The organism is Lacticaseibacillus salsurivasis (assembly GCF_036246225.1).
Classification (GTDB): domain Bacteria; phylum Bacillota; class Bacilli; order Lactobacillales; family Lactobacillaceae; genus Lacticaseibacillus; species Lacticaseibacillus salsurivasis.
Genome location: NZ_BTTP01000014.1, coordinates 1 through 22,047 on the forward strand (window position 1 = coordinate 1; position 22,047 = coordinate 22,047).

The window sequence follows — 22,047 nt, forward strand, 5'->3', positions numbered from 1 at the left end:
CGATACCATCACGTTCATAGCGTGCAAGCCATGAAGTGAACGGGGTTTTGCCAATTCGATGTTGTCGTGCAAAGGTGGCTCTGGCCAGATTGGACCGCCAGAATTCTTCTAACAACGCAAGTTTCTCCGTTGCCGAGTACTTGGCTCTAGGCATACAAAAATCCCTCCATGATTATCAGATGAATTATGATATTTCATCTGACAACCACAAAGGGATTATCGCAGACTGCGCTTTTGGCAGGCTCACCCTATTTTTCGGGGCCAATCTGGAGACTCGAAGGCGAGCGCAGCGAGTCGAGGCTCCAGATTGAGGGCCGAGACCTTGGCTCGGCCCGGGCCCCACAGCAGGCCGACCGCGCCCCGGAGCCACCCCGCCCGCATCCGCGGCAGGAAAAAACATCCCACCATTAACTAAAAAAGTCAGGTGGGATGTTTTTAGTAGTACCGACTGTGGTTGAAGAAGTTCAAATGGGCGACGATGGTGTTCGGCTCGCTTAAGCGCGGCGGCAACACCGAAAGCCCCAAATCATCGAGATGCTTCATGATGTTGTTGGTCACGGCCACTTCTAATTCCGCCGGATCAAGCTCAGGCGCAGCCTTTTGGGCCTTATCCATGGCCACCTGCACATCGATTTCCAGCCGATCAACGAAATGCTGGTCAAGCTCCTCGTACAACGCATTGACCTGTTCATCCACATAACCTTCTGTGACCTTGAACAACTCATTATTTTTGGCCTTGAGATTGTAGTACCGAGTCACCAGTTGATTATTGTTAATCATACGCGGCCTCCTTATTTGTTTTCACTTAGTTTACCAAAAATGACTGCGGAAAAAAACGCACGGCTGATAATCCCATTAGCTTGCATGCTATACTGAGGCCAAACTGAATTGAAGGAGTGATTCCATGCCTACCGCCTTACCACCACGCAGCGCCGTTGATCCCGCACTAACTTGGGACCTGACCGCTATTTTTGCCACCGAGACTGATTTTGAAAGTGCCATTAAGCAACTGCAAGCCCTCACCACCGACTTCATCCGCATTTACTCGGGTCGGTTGACCGAGGCGCCGGTGATTGACGACGCGCTTGACGACTACGCCAGCTTACAAGTGCTGGCCGATCACATTAGCGCTTATGCCTTTCTGCCGCAATCTGCCGACACCACCGACCCCAAGGCCAATGCGCGTCTGCATCGGGTGGAAAGCCTGCTAGCGCAAAACGACGCCCAGCTGCAATTCTTCACCACCGAGCTGCAAGGCCAGCCGGAAGCAATACTCAAGGCCGCGGCAGACACTGACGACCATGCCGCCTTCATCCGCCACATTTTGCTCGAAAAGCATCATGCCTTGCCACTGGCGGCTGAGCAGGTGCTGGCCGAACTCGATCCGGCCTTGAACGCCCCGGATGCCATGCGCAGCCAAGCCATTTTTGGTGACATGGACTTTGGCAGCTTCGAAGTGGATGGGCAAACGTATCCGCTCTCCTTTGTTCTATATGAAGAGGAATACCAAAAACATCCCAACACCAAAGTGCGCCGCGCCGCGTATCATCAGTTCTGCGCCACCCTTGCGCGCTACCAAAACACGATGGCGGCTGGCTACTATGCACAAGTGGCCAAGGAAAAGACGTTGGCGACCATGCGCGGTTTTGACTCCGTTTTCGATTACTTACTCGCGCCGCAGGAAGTCACCCGCGAGATGTTCGACCGCCAAATCGACGGCCTGATGAACGGCCTCGCCCCGATTATGCGGCGCTACGTCACGCTCATCAAACAGCTCTGGGGCCTCGATCACATTGGCTACACCGATTTACAGATTGACTTGGACCCGACCTACACGCCTACCATCAGCCTGGCGGAAGCACCAGCTGCCATTGCCAAGGCGATTGCGCCCATGGGCCAGGCTTATCAAAATCGGATTATGCAGGCCTTCCCAGAGCGCTGGGTCGATTTTGCGGCTAATCAGGGCAAGGAATCTGGTGCGTTTGCCGCCAGTGTTTACCGCGTGCATCCGTTTGTCGAAATGAGCTGGGCAGATACACTGCCGGCACTGTACACCTTGGTGCACGAACTCGGCCACACCGGGCAAATGACCCTGGCTGGCGAGCAGCACAGCATTTTGGCCAGCGGACAATCGACTTATATCAGCGAAGCCCCTAGCACGTTCCACGAACTGCTACTGACCCACAGTTTGCTCAGCGACAATCAGGAACCGCGGCTGCAGCGCTACGCCTTAAGCCGGCTGCTTTCCGATACCTACTTCCACAACTGCGTCACTCACTTGCTGGAAGCGGCCTTCCAGCGCGAGGTTTACACCTTGATTGACGCCGGCGAGTCCTTCGACGCCGCTAAGTTGAACGCGATTAAAAAAGGCGTCCTGCACCAGTTCTGGGGCGATGCCGTTGATTTGGACGATGGCATGCCGGAACTGACGTGGATGCGCCAGAGTCATTATTATATGGGCTTGTACTCCTACACCTATTCAGCCTCGATGGTGATTTCCACCGCCGCCTACCTGCGCCTCGCTCAAGATGGCGAAGCCGCCATCGCTGATTGGCAACGCTTCTTGGCCCTTGGTGACACCAAGGCCCCACTGGAAGCTGCCGAAGTCGCCGGGGTGGACATCAGTACCACGGCGCCACTGAAGCAAATGATCAGCTTTCTTGACGATACGGAACGCCAGATTGAAGCCTTAACCAAACAAATCAATGGCTGATCACAGCAACCCTTTTTCATCCAGCCGATCTACCGCTTCCAGCAGTGGTAAAATCGTGCGCACCCCGCATTGTGGCGGCGCTTCGGTGAGCTTGCGCTGATGGTAATGGTACGGCAACTTTAAGCGCAGCGGCAGTGCCGATTCATCGACCTGACCGTTGAAGTAAAACAGCTGCGGTTCGCGCTGGCATTTGCGAAAGGTTCTCGCTCGAATCCCTGGCAAATCCAGTTGCGATGCCGGCTGAATCCCGGTACCAAACACAATCATTTGCTGCGGCAACGACAGCTGAAACCGAGCATAAAACTGGCGAAACCCCATCACCCCAGAATTTTTGGCATGCGCCCCGTACACCACCAGGCGCGCTTGCACCAAATCTGGCGTGGTGACGAATTGACTATCCACCACCTCGCAGTGCAGCTCACGCGCGATCCACATCGCGTATTTCTGAGTAAACCCCGACTGCGATAAATAAACAACGACCACCTTAGCCATGGCTGCACCTCCTTTGCAAAGGCTCACTTCAATTGTAGCAACCCGTAAGCGCTAGCCGCAAAGAAACACACCCAGGCTTTTCTATGCTAAACTGAAGATGAGCGCAGTCGTTTGGACTGCCGATTCGTTCAATAGGAGGGATTGTTTTGAAAATCACCCGTCATGGTGCGCCGCAGCAAACAAACGGCGAGCCCCCAATGATTGGCCATGACTTGCCGGCTTTTACTGTCAAAGCCGCCGATGGCCACACCGTCTCTAATCACGACCTGGCCGGCCACTACAGCCTGATCAGCGTAGTACCAGATATCGATACCCGCGTTTGCAGCGTCTCCACCAAGAACTTCAATCAAGCCGCTGATGGCTTTGCAGATATCAACTTCTTCACCATTTCCACCAACACCATTGCGCAGCAGCAAAACTGGTGCGCGGCGGAAGGCGTGAAGCAGATGCAACTGCTCTCTGACGAAGCCGGCAGCTTTGGCCAAGCGATGGGCCTGTATGTTGCCGATAACAACACCAATGCTCGCAGCGTCTGGATTGCCAATCCTGCAGGCAAGATTGTTTACCGCGAACTGATTGAAGAACAAACCGAAGAACCAGATTATGATAGCGCCTTGGCTTACCTCGAAACCCACGCCAAGTAACGCCCACCTTTGAGCCTGTCGCCTCGCGGCAGGCTCTTTGATTCCACGCAAAAAAGCCTCTCCGCAGAGAGACTTTCGAGTGAAGCTTTAATTAGGCACGCTTCTTGGTGGTGCCGGCCAAGCCGAACAGGGCACCGATTACCGCAACCACCCCGATTGAGGAAGCAACCGTGTTGGTCGTGTCGCCGGTCTTAGGCAGGGTCTTGGTCGCTTTCTTAGCGGACGTTGTGGTGGCAGCCTTAGCTGCCGTCTTGGTTGGCGTCTTTGGTGTTGGGGTGACAATAGCCGTCTTTTCTTTGTAAACCCCAACATAATACTTATTCTTCGCCGGATCGTGACGAATCTGGGATGGGTCAATCAGATACCCAGCCGGCACATTATCCTTGACTTCTTGCTCACTAACCGCACCATGAGCGGGAACCGAATAGCTGGTTTGCTTGACGACTTCAAGCGTCGTGGTATCAATATAATCGATTTTGATGGTCTTGTTAGGTGCTTTAACCGCCACATGATACTTACCATTTTGCTGATTGCTCTTTGCTTGGTCAATGGTATAACCCGTAGGCAATTCGCCTTGCACCTTGTCAAGCGGGACACCTGCACCTTGATCAACCGTATAAGTAAGTTGTTTCAGCACGACATTAGTGTCTTCATCGATCAGGTCAATCTTGATGGTCTTAGTCGCCTTCAAGGCAACATAATGCTTACCCGTCTTTGGATCCGTGAAGCCCTTCGTTTTATCAATGCGGTAGCCTGCTGGCACTTCATTTTCAACTTCGGCATACGGTACGCCTGCATTCTTAGCTACAGTGTAGCTTAACTGCTTAACCACAACGTCGGTATCTTCATCAATCAAGTCGACTTTGACAGTCTTGGTGGTTGCAGCTTCTTTCGCAGCATCGAGCACTTCCTGCAAGGCGGTGTAGTCAAGGTTTAAATTAGTAGAATCAGCGTCGGAAGTTACCGTGGCGTTATTGAAGAGATAGTCAATCTGGCCAAAATAGGTCCGACCAGTTGGCGTGTAAATCTGATTACCTACTGCTGCGACTTGTTTCTTAAACTGTTCTTTAGTGTATTCCTTAAAGCCTTCCATCACCGGCTTCAGTGCTTCAAACAGTTGCGTCTTTGACGTGATGGTGCCGTTTTCGACCTGCGCCTTCAAGGCGTCGAGATCACCGTAGAAAGACTTGCCTGTGACAGTATCACTGACATTACCAATGCCTTGCTGAGCAAATTGATCCTTGTTGCCCGCAATTACATTAAGTAACTCTGTCTTTGTTGCGGTTAGCGTTTGTGCAGGCGTCGTATCAGCAGCTACGGTTTGCGTACCCAAGGCTTGAACACTGAACAGCGTTGCTGCCGCAAGACCAGCTGCAATCCAGGTCTTGTGAGCCTTATAGAGTTTCTTTGCCCCTTGACGATTCTTCATATCAAATTCCTCCCATAGGATAATGCAAATTTATATCCGCCAAATTCCCCTTTATCTCTTATTATGAGTTTTTCTCTACGGATATCGCCTAAATTGTAATACCGATATAAATTATTGTCTATGATAACTCGCGCAGAAAAGACGTAAAATTTTTAGTATTTTTGAAATCTCCGTTTCACTGATGAGCAGTTTTACGAAGCCAATCAACTGCAAACTGCACAGTGGTACGGTTTGCAATGGTCTGTTTTCAATTCAGATCTCAAAAATTAAATTTTATCCCACAAATTCCTGTAAAATACACTTATATCAGCGTTTATCCCGCCTATTCCTCGTTTGGAATCGCTGCGATAAACGACCGAAAAGTCAATTGATTGCCACGAAATGCCACGATTTTCTGCCAGTGGTACTCTACATCTCAACAGGTAAAATATTGTTATTTTTTGGTAGTAAGGTCACCGTGAAAAGTCTATTTTTTGTTCGTTATTTTGGAAAAGCCTAAATTTTAACCTATCATTATCGCAGGTAGTATATTGTATATTTGATTGATTATTATCTAACATTGAAGACACGGCTATCGTTTTTAGAATCAAAAAAGGCCCAGGTTAGAAATAACTAACCTGAGCCTAAAATTAATTTGTATTTTCTTTTAAAAGTCGCTGTATTTCAGCAATCACACCATCTACAGCCGGCTGAGTCGCAGCGCGGTCTTTGATTAAATAACGACCAGCACTCAAGGCCAACTGCAACTCGGCGCTGGTGGCGGCCGAATTCTCATCAACCAAGGCCTGCAGCCGGCTAAAGTCGACGCGGGGAAAGACCCCCACTAGCACATGCTGGGCTTCCTCAACGGCGGCTTTGAGCGTTGCATCGTCAAAGCGCGCCAGTTGTGGCCGCAGCACATTAAGCCGCGCGGCGACGAATTGCCGCGTTAATTGTGCCTCAATCTGACCACTGCGTATATCACCAGCGAGATTTTCGGTAAAGCGTTCAATGGCCGCTACATACTCATCGCGTTGGGCAAAATAGCCATGATAAGGGCGCAAGTCAATCGGCGGCCGTTGTGCCGGCCGGGGATAAGCACTGGCCAGCAACTCCTGAATCTGAGCCTGCACTTCCGGGCCAAATAAGGGTTGGACCGGTGGCGCCGTATGTTGATCCGTGCGGGGATCGTCGAACAACCGGGTATCATAGCTGCGGTACAGCAGTTGCAAAGCATGCTGGGCCGACTCCGGATGCAAGACACTGAGGTCTGGCATCGCCGCCGCCAGCGTGGTGGTTTTCAGGGTAAAGTCGTAAGCCGCCAAAGGCCGATTAATGGCAAAATCCCAGGATTCAAACTTCATGGCGTCATGGGTCCAAGTGCAGTAATAACCCAAGCCTGACCCGGTGCGGCCATTTTCACTTAACGCAAACGCTGGCAGGTCAATGCAGGTGCCATATGACCGCGGAATAGCCTCCGCCACGCCAAAGCCGTTGTGAATGTGGCCGCTGATAATAAAGGTATTGGGATGGCGCCGCAGCACGTCTTTCACCACCGCATCTTGAAGACCAAAGCCCCCACCAAAATTGCTCCGCCAATGCGTGTCGCGCAGCGGCTGGTGTGACAGCACGATATTAATGCAGCCACTGTTTTCCCCTGCCTGGAGCTGAGCATCCAGCCAGCGCACCTGTGCGGCAGAAAGATAGGCGCTGTCTTTCAACCCTTTTTCCGTGTTTAAAACGATGAACTGATAGTCCCCGAGCCGCTGGCTGAAATAAGGCTGCCAAGGTTGGTCGGGTTTAAGCCGCCGTAAATAGTGGCGGCTGTACTCCGGCAACACGTTTTGGCGAAAATACGCGGGATCGGCCGCTTGATCGTTGTTCCAGGTCAGCGGGTCAGGCCCGCGGACATCATGGTTGCCTAGCCCAACAATCAGTTGCTCCGCCGGCACGCGGTCCAGACTCTTCCAGCAATCCTGAAACTGATCTTTTTCACCGGTATCGGTGATATCACCGGCAATCACCACGGCGGCATCGGGATCCAGATGCCGCATATTCACCAGCGCATGGTGAAATGCGGCGGTCGTATGCCGCTCACTGCCAAGGTGCAAGTCCGCTAGTAAAAACAGATTCAATCCCTGCTTCAAGGCCATCACGCGGCCTCCTTTCCCCAATGCTGCAACATCCAATTCAATTCTGCGGTATAGATCACGGCAAACACGATACCCAAGGCCACCGCTTGCCAGCCAAAGACCAGCAGTCCGGCGGCAAGCACCACAATGTTAAAGCCGCGGATAGCATGACTGAGATTGGTCTGGGGCCGAAACCGCTGCATGATCAAGGCCAACACATCCACGCCCACGGTCGAAGCGTTCGCTGTCAAACAGGCAAAATAGCCAAAGGCAATCAACCCCGACGCCAGCAGCAAATCCACCACCGGCTGAATCGTGACTTGCACCGGCCAATCGTAAAACAGCGTGAAACACAGCGAGTACACGATGCTCGAAAACAACGACTTCAGAAACACCTCACGGCCCAAGAAAGCCAGGGCCAAAATCAGTAAACCCGCCAGCCACAGATTGTTGGCCACCGGAATACTGATGGCCGGCACCAGCTGATGCATAATCTGGGCCAAACTGGTGACCCCACCATTAATAATTTGATTGGGAACCAGCCATTTGGCATACGCGAATGCCATCACCGCATCACCGGCGACAATCAGCAAAAGCGCGTTGCGTTGCCTCTTCATCTTGAACCGTCCTTTTTGCTTTAATGCATACAGGTTACACCAGGCGGGAACCAAGATAAAGCCTTTTCACGGTTAGTCTGCGAAGGCCAGCGCCCTTAGCCTGATGATTAGCCTAGCCTTGGTCATTGCCGCGGCACGCGGCGAGGGCCGAGGCGTAGCTAATCACTCAGGCGTTGCTGGCCTGAGCGCAACTAGGCTGCGAAGGCCAGCGAACTTAGCTGCACACAAAAAGCCGACCGCAGCTGCGATCGACTTAACTGGCGCTTTTAGATGCCTTGAATCAGCAACATGATGATTGGTACCACGACGGCGAACAGAACGGTCGATAAGGTCACAACATTGGTGGCATATTCGACATCCCCGTGCCCTTCGGTAGCCAGAATTGGCAGCACTGCCAGGCCGGGCGCTGAGGCTTGAATAATCAGGGTCTTAGCTTCCAGACTCGGCATGCCAAAGCCGGCATGCGCACCCAGCATGATCAAGGTGAAGATCAACGCTGGCGCTAACACGAAGCGGCCAAGGAGGGCCACCACGGAGTCGCGGTCAAAGCGAATGGTACTAAAGCCGGCCTTGGCCAAAATGATCCCGATGTATATCAGAGACAGTGGCGTGACCAAATTACCCACATACGTCAAGGTGTTGACAGCAAAGCCTAACCAGCCGACATTCACGAAGGGAATATTCAGCAGCAAGAAGACCAGCGCCACCAGGAAACCGACTAACGGCGCCGGCAACAGCTTTTTCCAATTAAAGGAAGAACTGGTGCTGCCATCTTTGGTCGGGTCATCCCAGCTCATCAAGAACGCACCAAGCGTCCATGTGGAAACGGTGTTGACCACGTAATACATCAGGAAGTACGGCGTCGCTTGGTCGCCGAACAAGGCCAAATTCAACGGCAAACCGATGAAAATCGTGTTGGCGTTGACGAACATGTTAATGAACGTCCCGCGCCGGCCGGGCTTGACCTTCAGCAGTTTAACCAGCAAGAAGGCAATCAGGTAGCCCAGAATGACGGCGCCAAAGCCGTACACTAGCCCGGAGCTTAAGCTCACTAACTTTTTCAGCGTGAGGCGCTGCAACACCGAGATAAAGATGGAAGCCGGCAAGGCCACTTTCATCAGCAGTTTGGAAATCGTCCCGCCGAAGTTATCATCGAACCAGCCGTTGTGTTGCAGAAGATAGCCAAGGGCAATCATCAGCACAATGGTCAAAATGCTTTCAATAGAAGTATATAATGCGGTCACCGTTTACACCTCCGGTTCGATTTCAAGGTCGTGATAGACGGGCTGCCACTGCATCGCGGCCACGGCGGCCTTAACATCCGCAATCGGGTTTTGATTCAGCTTTTCCGCGACGGCCTGGGCTGCCACAGCGTTAGCCACCGTCTTACTGAACTGATCCAGCTTGGTGACTGGTGGCAGCACTGCGGCCCCTGGCTGGTCAACGTCGACCAAGCCGCCCAAACTGTGGGCAGCGGCGGAAATCATGCCGTCGGTCAGGCGTTTGCTGGTGGCGGCAATCGTGCCTAAGCCCAGACCCGGATAAACCAGGGCATTGTTGGCTTGGCCAATCGCATAGGTCACGCCATCATACGTCACATCAGCGGCTGGAATCCCAGTGGCCACTAAAGCACGGCCATCGGTCCATTTGATCAAGTCGTCTGCGGTCGCTTCCGCCAGCTTGGTCGGGTTGGACAGAGGGAAGATAATCGGGCGTTCGGTGTGCGCCGCCATGTCTTCCACAATGCTTTGAGTGAAGGTACCTGGTTGAGTGGAGGTGCCGACCAAGACAGTTGGGTGCACCGCCGTCACTGCGGCGGCCAAGCTGGTCAAGGCCTCTGGGTGGTCAAATTCACTGCGACTGCGAGCAAAGCGCTTCTGTGCCGGCGTTAGCGTTGGGTCATCATCAAAGAGCAAACCCTGCTTGTCCACGAGGTAGAAGTGCTTGCGGGCTTCGTCGGCACTGAGGCCTTGCTGAATGAATTCATCATACACGCGGGCCACGATGCCGGCGCCGGCGGTCCCAGCGCCAAAGCTCATGTAAACTTGATCGGTCAGCTTTTGCTTGGAAATGTTCATCGCCCCGAGCAAACCAGCCAGCACAATGATCCCGGTGCCTTGAATATCATCATTGAAGACGGTGTATTGATCCTGGTACTGATCCAGGATGTCGGCAGCGTTGGCGCGGCCGAAGTCTTCAAAGTGCAGGTACAGATTTGGGAACATGCTTTCCGCGGCAGCCACGAAGCGGTCAACGAAGGCATGGTAGGCTTCACCATAAACCCGCTTTTGACGCAGGCCCAGGTACAGATCGTCATCGAGCAGCGCCTGGTTGTTAGTCCCGGCATCCAAAACGACAGGCAAGACTTGACTCGGGTCGATCCCCGCAGCGGCCGTGTAAACCATCAGCTTACCCACGGCGATATCGACGCCTTGGGTGCCCCAGTCGCCAATGCCCAAAATCCCTTCCGCATCAGTGACCACAATCAAACGAATATCACGGCCATTAGCACTGTGCTTCAAGGCCGATTCGATTTGGTCTTGGGCATTAATGTTCAAATAAGTCGCGTTTTGCGGTTCAACGAACAACGCACTGTAGTTTTCAATGGTATCAGCAATCGTTGGATCATACACAATCGGCATGAATTCAGCGATGTGCTGGGAGAACAGTTGATAGAACAAAACGTGGTTGGTGTTGAATAACTGCATCAAAAACTGCCGCTTGAGCAGCGCAGTCGGCTTGGTTTCGTATTGGGCATAGGCCTGCTTCACTTGCTGGCTCAAGCTTTGGATGGCGCTTGGCAGCAAGCCGTTAAGGCCATATTGATCACGTTCGGCTTGACTGAACGCGGTGCCTTTATTCAAAAATGGATCATGGAGTAATTGTTGTGGTGTGTATTTCATTTTGATCGGTCCTTTCCTCATTAACAAGGCCTAGCATACGCGGCGGAAAAAATTATAGTCAAACCGCTCGTTTGTGATAAAATTTATTGATATGAGACGAAAGGACGGGCGCTAATGAACACCAGAGACTTGCAATATTTTCAGGCCCTGACAAAAATAAAAAGTTTTTCGCAAGTAGCCGCGAATTTTCATGTGACGCAGCCCACCATCAGCATGGCGGTGAAGCGACTGGAAAGTCATTTCGGCATTCAACTGATTGACCGGGACCAAAGCCATGGCGTGATCAAAATCACCCCAGCCGGCGAGCAGCTGGCTGGGCATGTGCAGGTCATTATCGCCGAGCTGACCGCCGCCGAAGCCGAACTGGCCCGGGCCCGCTCGTCCAAAATCCGCTTGGGCCTGCCGCCAATCATTGGCAACTTCTATTTTCCTAAGCTCGCCCCACAGCTCGTGGCCGCCGACCTAATGCAGCACCTTCAGCCACTGGAAAAAGGCTCGGCGAATTTGCTCGAGGCCCTACGCGCCGGCAGCTTGGATTTGGGCCTACTCGGCTCCAGTGGTCCGCTGGATGCCCCGGCGCTAAAGGTCCAGCCCCTCACCGCCAGTCCCTTTACCATCGTGGTGCCCCCAGACCATCCCCTAGCGCATAAGCCGGCAGTGACCTTTGCCGAAGTGGCTGATGAGCCCTTTGTCACGTTGACGGAAGGTTTCGTCCACACGAAGGCCTTCGCTTGGTTCACCCATGCCAGCGGCGTGCAGCCGAGCATTGTTTATCGCACTGCTGATGTCACCTTGCTGAAGCGGATGATTCAAACCCATGTCGGGATTGCGCTGCTCGCCCAAATGGCAGTGCTGCCCAGCGACAATTTGGTGGCCGTTCCCATCATCGCCGCCAACCAACCCGCTTTTGATATCGCGCTGGTCGCCGGCAAAAACGCCGCCCCAACGCCGGAATTAACGCAGCTGACGCAGATTCTACTCGCAGCCGCGAAAGGAGAAACCCATGCGCATAGAAAATGATTCGATTGGCCCGGTTGAGATTCCTAACCAGGCGGCTTGGGGCCCGCAAACCGAGCGCTCTCGGCATAACTTTGCCACTGGGCCACTGATGCCCAGTGCCGTGATTCGCGCACTGATCACCATTAAACAAGCCGCCGCGACGGTGAACGGCGGTCATGCCTTGCCGCAGCCGATTGCAACGGCCATTATTCAAGTGTGCCAGCAATTACTCGCGCTGGACGACCAAGCGTTGATGATCGAATTTCCCCTGCATGTGTATCAAACTGGCAGCGGCACCCAAACCAATATGAACGTCAATGAAGTGATTGCCCATTTGGCCACGCAGCAGCTCGGCCAAACCGTGCTGCCCAACGACCATGTCAACTGCGGCCAAAGCTCCAATGACACCTTCCCCACGGCCATGCACATGGCAGCCTATCCCGCGGTGCAACAGGTCATCACCGCCGCGCAGCAAATGATAGCCACTTGCCGTCAGCACGAAGCCACTTATGCGAATGTGGTGAAACTCGGGCGGACGCACCTGCAAGACGCCACGCCGCTGACTTTTGGCCAGGAAGTCAGTGGTTGGCGCGCGACTTTGGCAACCGATGTCGCGATGTTGCAGGAGGCCCAGGCCCACCTGCTGCCGCTCACCCTGGGCGGCACCGCAGTCGGCACCGGGCTGAATACAACGCCGGCTGCGACGCAGGCGATGATCAAGGCCATCGCTGAATTGACTGGATTGCCTTTTGTCAGCATGGCCAACAAGTTCCACGGCCTGAGTGCCCATAGCGAGCTCACGGCGGTGCATGGGGCGCTCAAGACCTTGGCTGCTGATCTGCTGAAAATCGCCAATGACATTCGCTTTCTCGCCAGCGGCCCGCGCGGCGGTTACGGCGAGCTGCACATTCCGGCGAACGAGCCAGGTAGCTCGATTATGCCAGGCAAAGTCAATCCGACCCAGGCTGAGGCGCTGACCATGATGGCCACCCGAGTCATAGGCAATGATGTCACCATCAGCATCGCCGCCAGTCAAGGTAATTTTGAGTTGAACGTATATAAGCCCGTCATCATCAGTAGCTTTTTGGAAAGCTGCACCTTGCTGGCTGGTGGGATGACCCAATTCGATACCCACCTGCTGCAAGGCTTAACGGTCAACGCAACGCGAATGACAGAGCTGGTGGATGCTTCCTTGATGCTGGTCACCGCCTTATCGCCGCATATCGGCTACGCAGCGGCGGCCAAAATTGCCAAAACCGCCCAACAGGAAGGCACCACCCTCAAAGCCGCAGCGCTGGCTTCTGGCCAGGTCACAGCGGCAGAATATGAACAGTGGGTAGATCCACTGAAAATGGCGAAACCGGAAGCGTAGGGTGATTGAACAATGAAATCTAACTGCCCGTTGTACGCGTAATATATTCTTGTAACCAAAGCTGAACGTTACAACCATTTGCAAACCCACATTCGATGTCTTAACACGATTGCTATTGCATCTATATAGCAATCGTGTTAATTTATTGATATAGCAAACGTGTTAAGAGGTGAACCTCGGTTTATGTACGAAATCGACTTCTACGAGGACAAGGATGGCTATAGCGAGTTTGAAGCCTACCTTGATGGGCTACTCGAAAGTAACGAAAAGAAAGACGCAATTATCTTGAAAAAGATACGTTACCAGATGAGATTGTTGGAAGTGCTTGGTCCTGCATTACGTGAGCCTCAGGTTAAAGAGCTAAAAGGATATAAGCAAAAACTATTTGAGCTCCGGCCTATGCCTGAACGAGTCTTCTTCGCTTTTTGGGATAAGGACCGCTACGTTATTTTGAGTCATTATACGAAGCGTCAAAATAAAACAGATTCACGAGAAGTGGCACATGCGCTGAACTTGTTAAACGATTGGCTTTCTAGAAAGGGGCGGGTCTGATGGCAACATGGAAGAATTTTGAAAAGAAAATGGATGCGGTTATGCCAGCGGCCGAACTTGATGTGGTCGATGCAATGGCATCTCTCTATGCAGAGAGAATTCGTCAGGGACTGTCTCAGCATGATCTTGCTGAACGAATTGGCATGAAACAGCCGCAACTGGCCAAAATTGAGCGGTTGGACTCTGTTCCATCTCTGAGCACGCTTAATCGCTATGCAGCAGGCCTTGGCCTAAAATTGAAGCTGTTAATCACCGCCTAAAAACAGATTAGATTTAAAAGATCGTCGAGAAGAATAGAACCGTAAGCGCAGCCAACACTTAATCCCATTTGTTCAGGGTATCCATACCCTGGAGAAATGGGATTTTTAGGCCAATCAGGACGCCAGCATAACATGCGCAGGCAGACTGAAAACTATTTTTAATGATGCGGCTCAAGCTAAATCGGCAATCGCAAACACTGTAAGCGAACGACGATCCATTATTGCGCCATCCCCGCATGTCAATTTTCATCGCCCTGACTTGACGTTCATGGCTGAAGCGCCTTTAATCAAGGGGTAAGGTATTTTCAGAAAGAAGGGAAAAACATGACGATTATTCCGGTTCGGATTTATAGTCACGAACAGCCTGAAGGGTTTCGCTTATTGGTGGATCGGGTCTGGCCGCGCGGCATCAGCAAGGTCAATGCCCGCCTCGACGACTGGGCCAAGACCATTGCCCCCTCCACTGAATTACGCAAATGGTTTGGGCATGATCCCGAGAAGTTTCCTGAATTCCAGCAACGCTACACCGCTGAGCTCGACGCCAATCCTGATACGCCAGCGTTAATCGCTGTAGTCAAGGCGCAGGCGGCCAAGCAGCCGGTGCTCCTGCTGTTCGGCGCGAAAGATGAAGCGCACAACAATGCGGTGGTCCTCACCGCCTACCTGAAGGAGAAGCTCGCCAATGCCTGACAAAAATGACTTCCGCCCTGGCCAAATCGCTCGGCTCAAAGCGGCCGCAGCGCAAACGCAAGCCGAAAGCGCTGCTTTGCTGAGCAAGCTCATGGCCACCGCACTGTGGCAACAAGCCCAGACGATTGCCACCACTGTCAGCTCCCCGCTGGAAGTGGCCACGGCGCCACTGATGGCCGCCGCACAACAGGCCGGTAAGCAGATTCTGCTGGCGCGGGTGATGCCCAAACGGCAAATGGCCTTTTTACCGGACCCTGGCCCTGCCGGCCGGATCACGAGCAAATTCGGACTGGCGGAGCCGCCTTATGATGCGGCGTTGGTCAACCAAAACCCTGACCTCATGATTGTCCCTGGGATCGGGTTTAGCCTGAAAGACCATTACCGCATTGGCTTTGGCGGCGGCTACTATGATCGGTTTTTGGCCCAGTATGCAGGCCCCACCGTCGCCTTAGTGCCAAGTGTGATGGCCTTCGCAACGCCGCAGTGGCCAGTCGAATCATTTGATATTCCGATTCAGACCTTAATTCAGCTTTAAACCCGCCGGCCGCTACCACAGGGCCGGTTTTACATCAAAGGAGTCTTCTGGTTGACTGCATTTTTATCAAGTTTAGGTGGCGTGAGTGAAATTCTGATTCTGGTGGCGCTCGGCTACGCGCTCACGGCTCGCGGCTGGTTCGATGACCGCTCCAGTCGCATCATTGCGAAAGTCGTGACCCAAGTGGCGCTGCCAGCCTATATGGTCGAAACCATTTGTGGTCGCTTCACCGCCCGCGAACTAGCTCGCCTGCTACCGGACCTGCGTTTTCCCGTGCTGTCGATGGCCATTTTGTTCGGCTTATCGTTTGGGGTGGCCAAGGCCTTGGCCGTGCCGCGCGCACGACGCGGGTTGTTCAAGTCGATGTTTTTCAATTCCAACACGGTGTTCATTGGCCTGCCGGTGAACATGGCCTTGTTCGGGCCGAAAAGTCTGCCTTATGTGCTGGTTTACTACATGGCCAACACCACCATTTTCTGGACCGTAGGGGTGTACCTGATTCAAAAAGACGGCCAGCAAGCCGCCCACTTCGATTGGCGCCAGACCTTAGGCAAAGTTTTCTCACCGCCGCTGCTGGGCTTTATGGTCGGGGTGGTGCTGGTACTGCTTGGGGTGCAACTGCCAAGTTTTCTCACCGCCACCCTTACTTATGTCGGTGACTTGACGATTCCCGGCTCCATGTTTTTCATCGGCATTGCCATGCACCAAGCGGGACTCAAAAACATCCGCATCAACAAGGAACTGCTCGGCGTCTTCAGCGGTCGGTTTATCTTTGCACCCCTGATTATGTATGCCCTAGTCGTGTTCGCACCAGTGCCGCTCCTGATGAAACAAGTCTTCATTCTGCAATCCGCGATGCCGGTCATGACCAACGCCCCAGTGGTCGCGAAGCTCTACGGTGCCGATAGCAGTAATGCAGCCATCACCGTGTCTGCCACCACATTATTTTCGATTGTGGTGATTCCGATTCTGATGACGCTGGTCCAACAACTTTAGTCCACGCAAAAAGGCCGCAAATGCGGCCTTTTTAATTTGGCTTTAAATGAGCGCTGGGCGGTACAAGCTGACGACCACGCCTAAAATCGTGACATCATCGAAGAACATGTCCGTCATCATGTCGTTTTCAGGATGCAGCCGTACGCGGCCAGGCTCCTTATAGAACCGCTTGACGGTGGCCTCGTCTTCCGCCGTCATGGCCACCACAATCTGGCCATTTTCGGCGGTTTCCTGCTTTTTGACAATGATCTGGTCGCCATTCAAAATACCAATCTTGATCATCGAATTCCCTTGCACCCGCAACATGAAAAGTTCGTCGGCAGGATACGGAATGTCATCCGGCACCGGGAAATAGTCATCGACGTTTTGAATGGCGGTAATCGGCACCCCAGCGGCGACGGTCCCGAGAATCGGGATGCCGCTTTCGCCGACCCCAATGTATTCCCGGCCAGCCTTGGTGATTTCCAGCGTCCGCGGCTTAGCCGGGTCCTTGGCAATGTAGCCTTCCGCCAGCAGCTTTTCCAAATAAGCCGCCACGGTACTTGAGGAACTCAAGCCCACGGCCTTGCCAATTTCGCGCACCGTCGGCGGATAACCGCGGCCATCGATTGATTCGTAAATGGTTTGCAGGATCTGTTTCCAACGTTTCTGACTTGCTTGGGATGGCATCGCCGTCCGCCTCCGCTCATTAGTTTCTTTCATCATAACAGTGCGAACGCGTGTTTGCAAGGGAAAAATCGCGTCATATCGGCATTCTGTGCCAACAAAAAAGCCGCTGCCAATTTTGGCAACGGCTTCCGACTTTTACAGCCGGTGCATTAAGCTTAAATGGTGCATTTGGCGGCGGTCGCACGCCGACTTATGCATGAGATACAGACCGCCGACAATCAGATCGACTGCCATCAGACCGATGCCGATTGCAGCAGCATTGGTGAACAGCAAAACGACAGTCAGCACGGTCAGTGCCCGTAAACTCCACTTTAACATCTTCAGTGACATTGTGTTTCCCTCCCCCGCGAGATTTGATACTCCCTATTATACCGAAACCTCGGCTTTTGTAAAGTTATTGTATCTAACAATTTACACTTAAAGCCGGGAAGTGGGGATTTAGCGTTTCTTCGATACAAACAACAGCAGTAATGTAAAGATTCATCAAGGGGAAAGGCGGATAAAATCAGTCCCGCGTCCTATTCGCTTTCACGCCGCTTTTTCGGTATGATAAAACTGATAAGCAAGAGGGAGGAAGCCGGAATGGAAAAGAAAAATTCTTGGTTCTATCACCGGTTCTTAGATAGTAAATTCGCTGTGGTGATTTTCGATTTGGTGCTGACGCTGCTAGCGGTGTGGATCTTCACCAAAGTCGCTTGGCTGCTGCAACCAGCCGTGAACTTTCTTGGCATCATCGCGCCGCCGTTCATTTTGGCTGGGATCTTGTTCTACATGCTCAATCCCATCGTGAATTGGCTGGAAAAGCGCGGGTTGAAACGCATGCTCGCCATTCTGCTGGTCTTCGTCGTGGTGATTGGCCTGATTGTCCTAGCGATTGTGCGGGTGGTACCGCCAATCGAGGCCCAGGTGCGCAGCTTCGTGGCGGCCTGGCCGAGTTATTGGGAAAGCGGCCTCAAGTGGTTCACTGATCTCAATGATAAGCAAAACATCTTCTCGCAATCAGACATCAACCAATTCGCCAATGAGATCAAGTCCTGGCTGTCCAACCGTGGTTCCACTATTCTCTCTGGCACCTTGAATTCATTGAGTAGCATTGTCGGCGCGGTGGGCAATGTCGTCGTCACCATTGCCACGGCCCCGATCGTCCTGTTCTTCATGCTTAAAGAAGGCAACAAGTTTACCCCGATGATTCTCCAGCTCGTGCCAACCCGCCAGCGCCGGGGCATTGGCGATATGCTCCATGAAATGAACCTCAAAGTCGGCTCTTACGTGCAAGGGCAGTTAACCGTCGCCATGGCTGTCGCGATGATTTTTATGCTCGGTTACACGGTGATCGGCCTGCGTTATGGGTTGATTTTCGGGTTGCTGGCCGGGCCGCTCAATTTGATTCCGTACTTCGGCTCTGCGGTGGCCATGATTCCAGCACTGGTGATGGGCGCTATTCAAGGCCCTAAAATGTTCATCGCGGTCATCATCGTATTCTTCGTCGAATGGCTGCTGGAAACCCAGTTAATTTCACCATTTGTCATGGGGAGTAAACTAGAGATGCACCCGATCACCATTGTCGTGGTGCTGCTTACTGCTGGTAACATGTTCGGTTTGCTCGGCGTGATTCTCGGCATCCCCGGCTTCGCAGTGCTTAAGATCATTGTAACGAGGCTGTTCCGCTGGTATCAACAAGTCTCTGGCTTGTACCCGAAAGAATCGCCGCAAACCATCACACAGAAAGTTGGCCCTGAAAAATGAATGGATTCCTAATTTTACTTGACGTCGCCCTGCTCGCCTTGAGCGGCTACTATCTGTTTTGGCAAAGTCGCATCGACTTTCGGGCTTCATACAGCACCTTTCAACTGTTCATGGCAGTGGTGCTGGGCTTTTGGTTTTTAACCACTGGCATTGCCAATATCTGGTACATTGTCTTCATCGCCGCCTTCATCACGCTCACCGTGATGTCCGGCAGCACCGGTCTCACGCCCACGCGCCTGATTAATGTTGGCATTTTTGCCCGCGTCGTGCCCTACACCAAGCTGGTCGGGGTCACCTTGACGCCCCTCACCCTGCCGAACGGCCAAAGCCTCGTGGTCGGGGTTTTCGGGATCTCACCGCGGCGCTACATCCGCTTGACCTTCCGCTCAGATCTGCAGACCCTGTTCAACGTGTTGCGGCCGCGGGTGCCTGAAGCCATCGAAATCAAAATCCAACAAGTCCAATAAAAAATTCCGAGTCGATTGACTCGGAATTTTTTTGGGTTTATTCAATTGGCGTTTCATCTTCTGGTTCATCAATATCCCGGGTCAGCCGATGGGGCTTAGCTTTGACGGGTTTGCGAATGGCGAACAACGCCGCCAGCAGCAACACGATGCCACCGGCAATGGCCATCACTTGCCAATACACCGTGATGCCAATCATGAAGACGTACATCAAGACCACAATCGCTAGGCCCACCAGCAGATCCACCGCAAAGCGGCCGAAGCGAGTGAATGGCCGATCGTCAAGATAAGCCAAGAGGCCAATCAGGACCACCAAGCCAAAGCCGAAGCTGACAGTGCTAACTTGAGCCACCAAGGTTTTGGGATTAGTGGCGTACCAAGCAAACCCCGTGAACAGCGCGCCGAACACCAGTAAGATTCCGTTGATCCACCACGTGGTATGTTTTTTTTCTGTGCTTTCGTGCTTGCCTGGCATCAAGAAGCCTTCTTTCTCGTTTTTTCCATTTTAGCAGAAAACAGTTACCATAGACATAGTGAGTCAAGAATGTGGCCGAGAATGTTTGCCGGCTGCCCGATAGAAAGGTCGATTCGATGTCCAATAATCTTGCTTTTGCTGCCTATGAAGGCCGCCCCTTGGAAGACGCTGAGAGCCTCGTCGCAGTATCGCTACCGATGCCGACACCAGCGCCTACTGATGTGGTCGTCAAAGTGCAGGCGATTTCTCTGAATCCAGTGGACGAAAAAATGCGCGCCAGTCTGCCCAAGCAAAAGACGCCTCGGGTTTTCGGTTACGATGCTACCGGTGAAATTGTGGCTTGTGGCCCTGCCGTTACCGAGTTTACGGTGGGCCAGCGGGTCATGTACGCCGGTACTACCAAGCGCCCCGGCAGCTGGCAGCAGTATCAGGCGGTTGCGGCGGCGTTGATTGCCGCTGTGCCGGCCGGGTTGTCTGATCAAACTGCTGCGGCCCTGCCGCTGGTGGGACTGACCGCTTGGGAGTTATTGTTTGAAAAAATGGGTTTTCACGCCGAGGCCTTCGCCAATCAAGGCCAGCGTCTGCTGATTATCAATGGGGCCGGCGGGGTCGGCTCCATGCTCAGCCAACTGGCACATTGGGCCGGCTTGACGGTCAGTGCTACCGCCAGTCCGCGAAACTTTGAATGGCTAAGGCAGCATGGCGTGGATCAACCGCTAGACTATCATCAGGATTTAGCGGCCACGCTTGCCGCCCAGCCCGCATTTGATGGCGTCGCAATTTTGTACGCCACCGAACCCTACCTGGCCCTCGCCAGTCAGGTCGTCGCCCCCTTCGGCCATGTCGGCGCCTTGGTCACGCCGCAAGGGCCACTGGACGTCACGGCGCTGAAGGGTAAAGCCGCCAGTTTGGACTTTGAATTCATGTTTGCCAAAACGGACTATGATTTCAATACCGCCAGTCAGGGCCACATCCTATCACAGCTGGCAGCCTTGGCCGCGGCTAACCTGCTTGACGCCAGTGCCACCACGACCTTGCAGCCCATTTCGGTCGCCACGTTGAAGCAAGGGCTGACGCAGCTCACCTCGGGCCATCAGGTCGGCAAGATTGTGCTCACCGGGCCGTTTGAAGCTTAGCAAGTAGACGAAAAGGGCCACATCAACGGTGAAGTTGATGTGGCTCTTTTCGTCTATTTGGTAAAGCCCAGTGCCTTCTGCAGCGTGGCCTTTGCCTGATCGGCAGTTAGGCGCTGGGGATCATAGATAATGCTGCCTGGCCCCATGTAGTAATTGAACAGCTTGAGCACGGCGCGCTCTTTCAGCGTGCGCAGCCGCAGCTCATCGTTGATTTGGGCGAGCAACTCATGACACCAGGCGGCGTCCATCATCATCGGCTCATCGCGTTCGGTGACATAGCCTTTTTCCATAATGAGATCTGCGCCTTCCGCTTTTTGCGTGCGCAGGACACTTTCTGTTGGTTCCATGAGTTGACCTCCCTCAACCAAAATTAATACTTGGGTTCCAGCAGCCGCCGCGGCCGCACGAAGGTGGTCGCTTGCGACTGATCGCCAGGGATAAACCCGGCGGCCGTGTAAAAAGCACTTAAGGCCGCATTGTCGGTGACCACCACAATGCGATCAACCTGCTTGAAGTAATCATCGAATTCGCTCAGCAGTTCGCGACCGATGCCTTGATGCTGATAGTCCGGCAGCACCAACAAATCCTGAATAAAAACAATGGTGTGCATGTCAGAGACCCCGCGGATCAGCCCCACCAACTTGTCCCCATCACGGGCAGTGAGCAAAGTGGAGTTCGCAATGCCCCGTGCGGTTTCCGCGGCATCTTTGAGGTAATGCGTCATGCCCACTGCGCCATAAAGTGCTTTAATTTCATGAATGGTCAATGCCGATTCAAACGTATAATTCACAAGTCCAACCCCCGAATGTAGTTACCAGAATGATTTTAACGCAATGGGAATTGAACACAAGCGCTTTTTTAAGCGTGAATTACGCGCGGGCCGTGAAGTCGATGAACCCCAGCGCACTATCGATGACGCCGCCATCTCCGTTCAGACTCATGGTATTGAGCGTGGGATTAAAGCGTACTGTCATGTGCGGATCCAGGTCTTCCGTCGAGTAGTCTTTGATCAAAATCGGGCCCAAGTTCGACTCGATGGTGGTGTTGTACCCCTCAGTCGGCGCCGCCTGCGCCACCACGTTAATCGTAAACTGCACCATCATGTGTATCATGGCATGCTGAGAGTACTGCCCCACTCCATCTTCGAAAGTCAGCAGCAGCTTTTTATCCGGTCCCAAGTGACCCTTGAGCTTCGCCTGCGATGCCTCATCAAACTGAATTTCCATGTTCTCACCTCCGCTCAC

At 53.1% G+C, this 22,047-nt stretch carries 25 protein-coding genes; 12 read left to right on the forward strand and 13 right to left on the reverse strand.

All coding sequences use genetic code 11. The features are described 5' to 3' along the window. Positions 1–435: 435 nt before the first annotated feature. A complete protein-coding gene (locus tag AAA927_RS09475; RefSeq protein WP_204117915.1) occupies positions 436–780 on the reverse strand; it encodes a hypothetical protein in 345 nt (114 codons plus the stop codon). Between the two features lie 124 nt (positions 781–904). On the opposite strand from AAA927_RS09475, the gene AAA927_RS09480 reads away from it, so the two are divergent. After that, positions 905–2,713 carry a M3 family oligoendopeptidase gene (locus tag AAA927_RS09480; RefSeq protein WP_338217651.1) on the forward strand — a complete coding sequence of 603 codons (1,809 nt, stop codon included), beginning with the start codon at positions 905–907 and terminating at the stop codon, positions 2,711–2,713. Here the strand turns inward: AAA927_RS09480 and AAA927_RS09485 are convergent, their stop codons facing one another. Then, positions 2,714–3,205: a flavodoxin domain-containing protein gene (locus tag AAA927_RS09485; protein WP_338217652.1), complete on the reverse strand. Its 492-nt coding sequence runs from the start codon at positions 3,203–3,205 to the stop codon at positions 2,714–2,716. A gap of 146 nt (positions 3,206–3,351) precedes the next feature. Between AAA927_RS09485 and AAA927_RS09490 the strand changes: the two genes are divergently transcribed. Beyond that, entirely contained in the window at positions 3,352–3,849 is a 498-nt protein-coding gene (locus AAA927_RS09490) for a thiol peroxidase (protein WP_338217653.1), read from the forward strand. A gap of 91 nt (positions 3,850–3,940) precedes the next feature. Here AAA927_RS09490 and AAA927_RS09495 read toward each other — a convergent pair whose 3' ends face one another. The 5 genes from AAA927_RS09495 to AAA927_RS09515 form a co-directional block, all read right to left on the reverse strand. After that, positions 3,941–5,278, reverse strand: coding sequence for a KxYKxGKxW signal peptide domain-containing protein (locus AAA927_RS09495; protein WP_338217654.1), 1,338 nt, complete (start codon positions 5,276–5,278; stop codon positions 3,941–3,943). A gap of 629 nt (positions 5,279–5,907) precedes the next feature. Then, the gene (locus AAA927_RS09500) at positions 5,908–7,410 is read right to left on the reverse strand and encodes a metallophosphoesterase family protein (protein WP_338217655.1); all 1,503 of its coding nucleotides are present in this window, start codon (positions 7,408–7,410) and stop codon (positions 5,908–5,910) included. Continuing rightward, positions 7,410–8,006: a YitT family protein gene (locus tag AAA927_RS09505; RefSeq protein ID WP_338217656.1), complete on the reverse strand. Its 597-nt coding sequence runs from the start codon at positions 8,004–8,006 to the stop codon at positions 7,410–7,412. The genes AAA927_RS09500 and AAA927_RS09505 overlap by 1 nt, the downstream gene beginning before the upstream one ends. Positions 8,007–8,272: 266 nt before the next feature. Further along, positions 8,273–9,250 carry an AEC family transporter gene (locus tag AAA927_RS09510; protein WP_204117908.1) on the reverse strand — a complete coding sequence of 326 codons (978 nt, stop codon included), beginning with the start codon at positions 9,248–9,250 and terminating at the stop codon, positions 8,273–8,275. A 3-nt stretch (positions 9,251–9,253) separates the two neighbouring features. Continuing rightward, the gene (locus AAA927_RS09515) at positions 9,254–10,909 is read right to left on the reverse strand and encodes a malolactic enzyme (protein WP_338217657.1); all 1,656 of its coding nucleotides are present in this window, start codon (positions 10,907–10,909) and stop codon (positions 9,254–9,256) included. A gap of 114 nt (positions 10,910–11,023) precedes the next feature. On the opposite strand from AAA927_RS09515, the gene AAA927_RS09520 reads away from it, so the two are divergent. From AAA927_RS09520 to AAA927_RS09550, 7 genes are all read left to right on the forward strand, one after another. After that, a complete protein-coding gene (locus AAA927_RS09520) occupies positions 11,024–11,929 on the forward strand; it encodes a LysR family transcriptional regulator (protein WP_338217658.1) in 906 nt (301 codons plus the stop codon). After that, positions 11,913–13,280, forward strand: coding sequence for a class II fumarate hydratase (locus tag AAA927_RS09525; protein ID WP_338217659.1), 1,368 nt, complete (start codon positions 11,913–11,915; stop codon positions 13,278–13,280). The genes AAA927_RS09520 and AAA927_RS09525 overlap by 17 nt, the downstream gene beginning before the upstream one ends. Positions 13,281–13,463: 183 nt before the next feature. Next, on the forward strand, positions 13,464–13,832 hold the full coding sequence (locus AAA927_RS09530) for a type II toxin-antitoxin system RelE/ParE family toxin (protein WP_338217660.1): 369 nt from the start codon (positions 13,464–13,466) through the stop codon (positions 13,830–13,832). Further along, entirely contained in the window at positions 13,832–14,092 is a 261-nt protein-coding gene (locus tag AAA927_RS09535) for a helix-turn-helix domain-containing protein (RefSeq protein ID WP_338217661.1), read from the forward strand. The genes AAA927_RS09530 and AAA927_RS09535 overlap by 1 nt, the downstream gene beginning before the upstream one ends. A gap of 324 nt (positions 14,093–14,416) precedes the next feature. Continuing rightward, positions 14,417–14,782, forward strand: coding sequence for a DUF488 domain-containing protein (locus AAA927_RS09540; protein ID WP_338217662.1), 366 nt, complete (start codon positions 14,417–14,419; stop codon positions 14,780–14,782). Then, a complete protein-coding gene (locus AAA927_RS09545) occupies positions 14,775–15,317 on the forward strand; it encodes a 5-formyltetrahydrofolate cyclo-ligase (protein ID WP_338217663.1) in 543 nt (180 codons plus the stop codon). The genes AAA927_RS09540 and AAA927_RS09545 overlap by 8 nt, the downstream gene beginning before the upstream one ends. Positions 15,318–15,368: 51 nt before the next feature. Next, complete coding sequence (locus AAA927_RS09550; protein WP_338217664.1) at positions 15,369–16,313, forward strand: AEC family transporter; 945 nt, start codon at positions 15,369–15,371, stop codon at positions 16,311–16,313. 42 nt (positions 16,314–16,355) lie between these two features. Here the strand turns inward: AAA927_RS09550 and lexA are convergent, their stop codons facing one another. Then, a complete protein-coding gene (lexA, locus tag AAA927_RS09555) occupies positions 16,356–16,982 on the reverse strand; it encodes a transcriptional repressor LexA (RefSeq protein ID WP_338217665.1) in 627 nt (208 codons plus the stop codon). A 135-nt stretch (positions 16,983–17,117) separates the two neighbouring features. After that, the gene (locus AAA927_RS09560; RefSeq protein ID WP_338217666.1) at positions 17,118–17,312 is read right to left on the reverse strand and encodes a hypothetical protein; all 195 of its coding nucleotides are present in this window, start codon (positions 17,310–17,312) and stop codon (positions 17,118–17,120) included. Positions 17,313–17,564: 252 nt separating this feature from the next. Between AAA927_RS09560 and AAA927_RS09565 the strand changes: the two genes are divergently transcribed. Both AAA927_RS09565 and AAA927_RS09570 read left to right on the forward strand, forming a co-directional pair. Continuing rightward, entirely contained in the window at positions 17,565–18,728 is a 1,164-nt protein-coding gene (locus AAA927_RS09565) for an AI-2E family transporter (RefSeq protein ID WP_338217667.1), read from the forward strand. Further along, complete coding sequence (locus AAA927_RS09570) at positions 18,725–19,195, forward strand: hypothetical protein (protein WP_125582188.1); 471 nt, start codon at positions 18,725–18,727, stop codon at positions 19,193–19,195. Before AAA927_RS09565 ends, AAA927_RS09570 begins: the two co-directional genes overlap by 4 nt. A 37-nt stretch (positions 19,196–19,232) precedes the next feature. Here the strand turns inward: AAA927_RS09570 and AAA927_RS09575 are convergent, their stop codons facing one another. Beyond that, positions 19,233–19,667, reverse strand: coding sequence for a hypothetical protein (locus AAA927_RS09575; protein ID WP_338217668.1), 435 nt, complete (start codon positions 19,665–19,667; stop codon positions 19,233–19,235). Between the two features lie 116 nt (positions 19,668–19,783). Between AAA927_RS09575 and AAA927_RS09580 the strand changes: the two genes are divergently transcribed. Then, entirely contained in the window at positions 19,784–20,803 is a 1,020-nt protein-coding gene (locus tag AAA927_RS09580) for an alcohol dehydrogenase catalytic domain-containing protein (RefSeq protein WP_338217669.1), read from the forward strand. A gap of 53 nt (positions 20,804–20,856) precedes the next feature. Here the strand turns inward: AAA927_RS09580 and AAA927_RS09585 are convergent, their stop codons facing one another. From AAA927_RS09585 to AAA927_RS09595, 3 genes are all read right to left on the reverse strand, one after another. Then, entirely contained in the window at positions 20,857–21,150 is a 294-nt protein-coding gene (locus tag AAA927_RS09585; RefSeq protein WP_125580389.1) for a hypothetical protein, read from the reverse strand. 23 nt (positions 21,151–21,173) lie between these two features. Then, positions 21,174–21,593 (reverse strand): GNAT family N-acetyltransferase, encoded by a 420-nt coding sequence (locus tag AAA927_RS09590; RefSeq protein WP_125580391.1) that lies wholly within the window; start codon positions 21,591–21,593, stop codon positions 21,174–21,176. Positions 21,594–21,672: 79 nt separating this feature from the next. Continuing rightward, on the reverse strand, positions 21,673–22,029 hold the full coding sequence (locus AAA927_RS09595; protein WP_204117895.1) for an iron-sulfur cluster biosynthesis family protein: 357 nt from the start codon (positions 22,027–22,029) through the stop codon (positions 21,673–21,675). Between the last annotated feature and the right edge of the window lie 18 nt (positions 22,030–22,047).

Coding starts and splice junctions, on each gene's coding strand:
- AAA927_RS09475 (WP_204117915.1), bottom strand. CDS start 780: ATGATTAACAATAATCAACTGGTGACTCGGTACTACAATCTCAAGGCC.
- AAA927_RS09480 (WP_338217651.1), top strand. CDS start 905: ATGCCTACCGCCTTACCACCACGCAGCGCCGTTGATCCCGCACTAACT.
- AAA927_RS09485 (WP_338217652.1), bottom strand. CDS start 3,205: ATGGCTAAGGTGGTCGTTGTTTATTTATCGCAGTCGGGGTTTACTCAG.
- AAA927_RS09495 (WP_338217654.1), bottom strand. CDS start 5,278: ATGAAGAATCGTCAAGGGGCAAAGAAACTCTATAAGGCTCACAAGACC.
- AAA927_RS09500 (WP_338217655.1), bottom strand. CDS start 7,410: ATGGCCTTGAAGCAGGGATTGAATCTGTTTTTACTAGCGGACTTGCAC.
- AAA927_RS09505 (WP_338217656.1), bottom strand. CDS start 8,006: ATGAAGAGGCAACGCAACGCGCTTTTGCTGATTGTCGCCGGTGATGCG.
- AAA927_RS09515 (WP_338217657.1), bottom strand. CDS start 10,909: ATGAAATACACACCACAACAATTACTCCATGATCCATTTTTGAATAAA.
- AAA927_RS09520 (WP_338217658.1), top strand. CDS start 11,024: ATGAACACCAGAGACTTGCAATATTTTCAGGCCCTGACAAAAATAAAA.
- AAA927_RS09525 (WP_338217659.1), top strand. CDS start 11,913: ATGCGCATAGAAAATGATTCGATTGGCCCGGTTGAGATTCCTAACCAG.
- AAA927_RS09530 (WP_338217660.1), top strand. CDS start 13,464: ATGTACGAAATCGACTTCTACGAGGACAAGGATGGCTATAGCGAGTTT.
- AAA927_RS09535 (WP_338217661.1), top strand. CDS start 13,832: ATGGCAACATGGAAGAATTTTGAAAAGAAAATGGATGCGGTTATGCCA.
- AAA927_RS09540 (WP_338217662.1), top strand. CDS start 14,417: ATGACGATTATTCCGGTTCGGATTTATAGTCACGAACAGCCTGAAGGG.
- AAA927_RS09545 (WP_338217663.1), top strand. CDS start 14,775: ATGCCTGACAAAAATGACTTCCGCCCTGGCCAAATCGCTCGGCTCAAA.
- lexA (WP_338217665.1), bottom strand. CDS start 16,982: ATGCCATCCCAAGCAAGTCAGAAACGTTGGAAACAGATCCTGCAAACC.
- AAA927_RS09560 (WP_338217666.1), bottom strand. CDS start 17,312: ATGTCACTGAAGATGTTAAAGTGGAGTTTACGGGCACTGACCGTGCTG.
- AAA927_RS09565 (WP_338217667.1), top strand. CDS start 17,565: ATGGAAAAGAAAAATTCTTGGTTCTATCACCGGTTCTTAGATAGTAAA.
- AAA927_RS09570 (WP_125582188.1), top strand. CDS start 18,725: ATGAATGGATTCCTAATTTTACTTGACGTCGCCCTGCTCGCCTTGAGC.
- AAA927_RS09575 (WP_338217668.1), bottom strand. CDS start 19,667: ATGCCAGGCAAGCACGAAAGCACAGAAAAAAAACATACCACGTGGTGG.
- AAA927_RS09580 (WP_338217669.1), top strand. CDS start 19,784: ATGTCCAATAATCTTGCTTTTGCTGCCTATGAAGGCCGCCCCTTGGAA.
- AAA927_RS09585 (WP_125580389.1), bottom strand. CDS start 21,150: ATGGAACCAACAGAAAGTGTCCTGCGCACGCAAAAAGCGGAAGGCGCA.
- AAA927_RS09595 (WP_204117895.1), bottom strand. CDS start 22,029: ATGGAAATTCAGTTTGATGAGGCATCGCAGGCGAAGCTCAAGGGTCAC.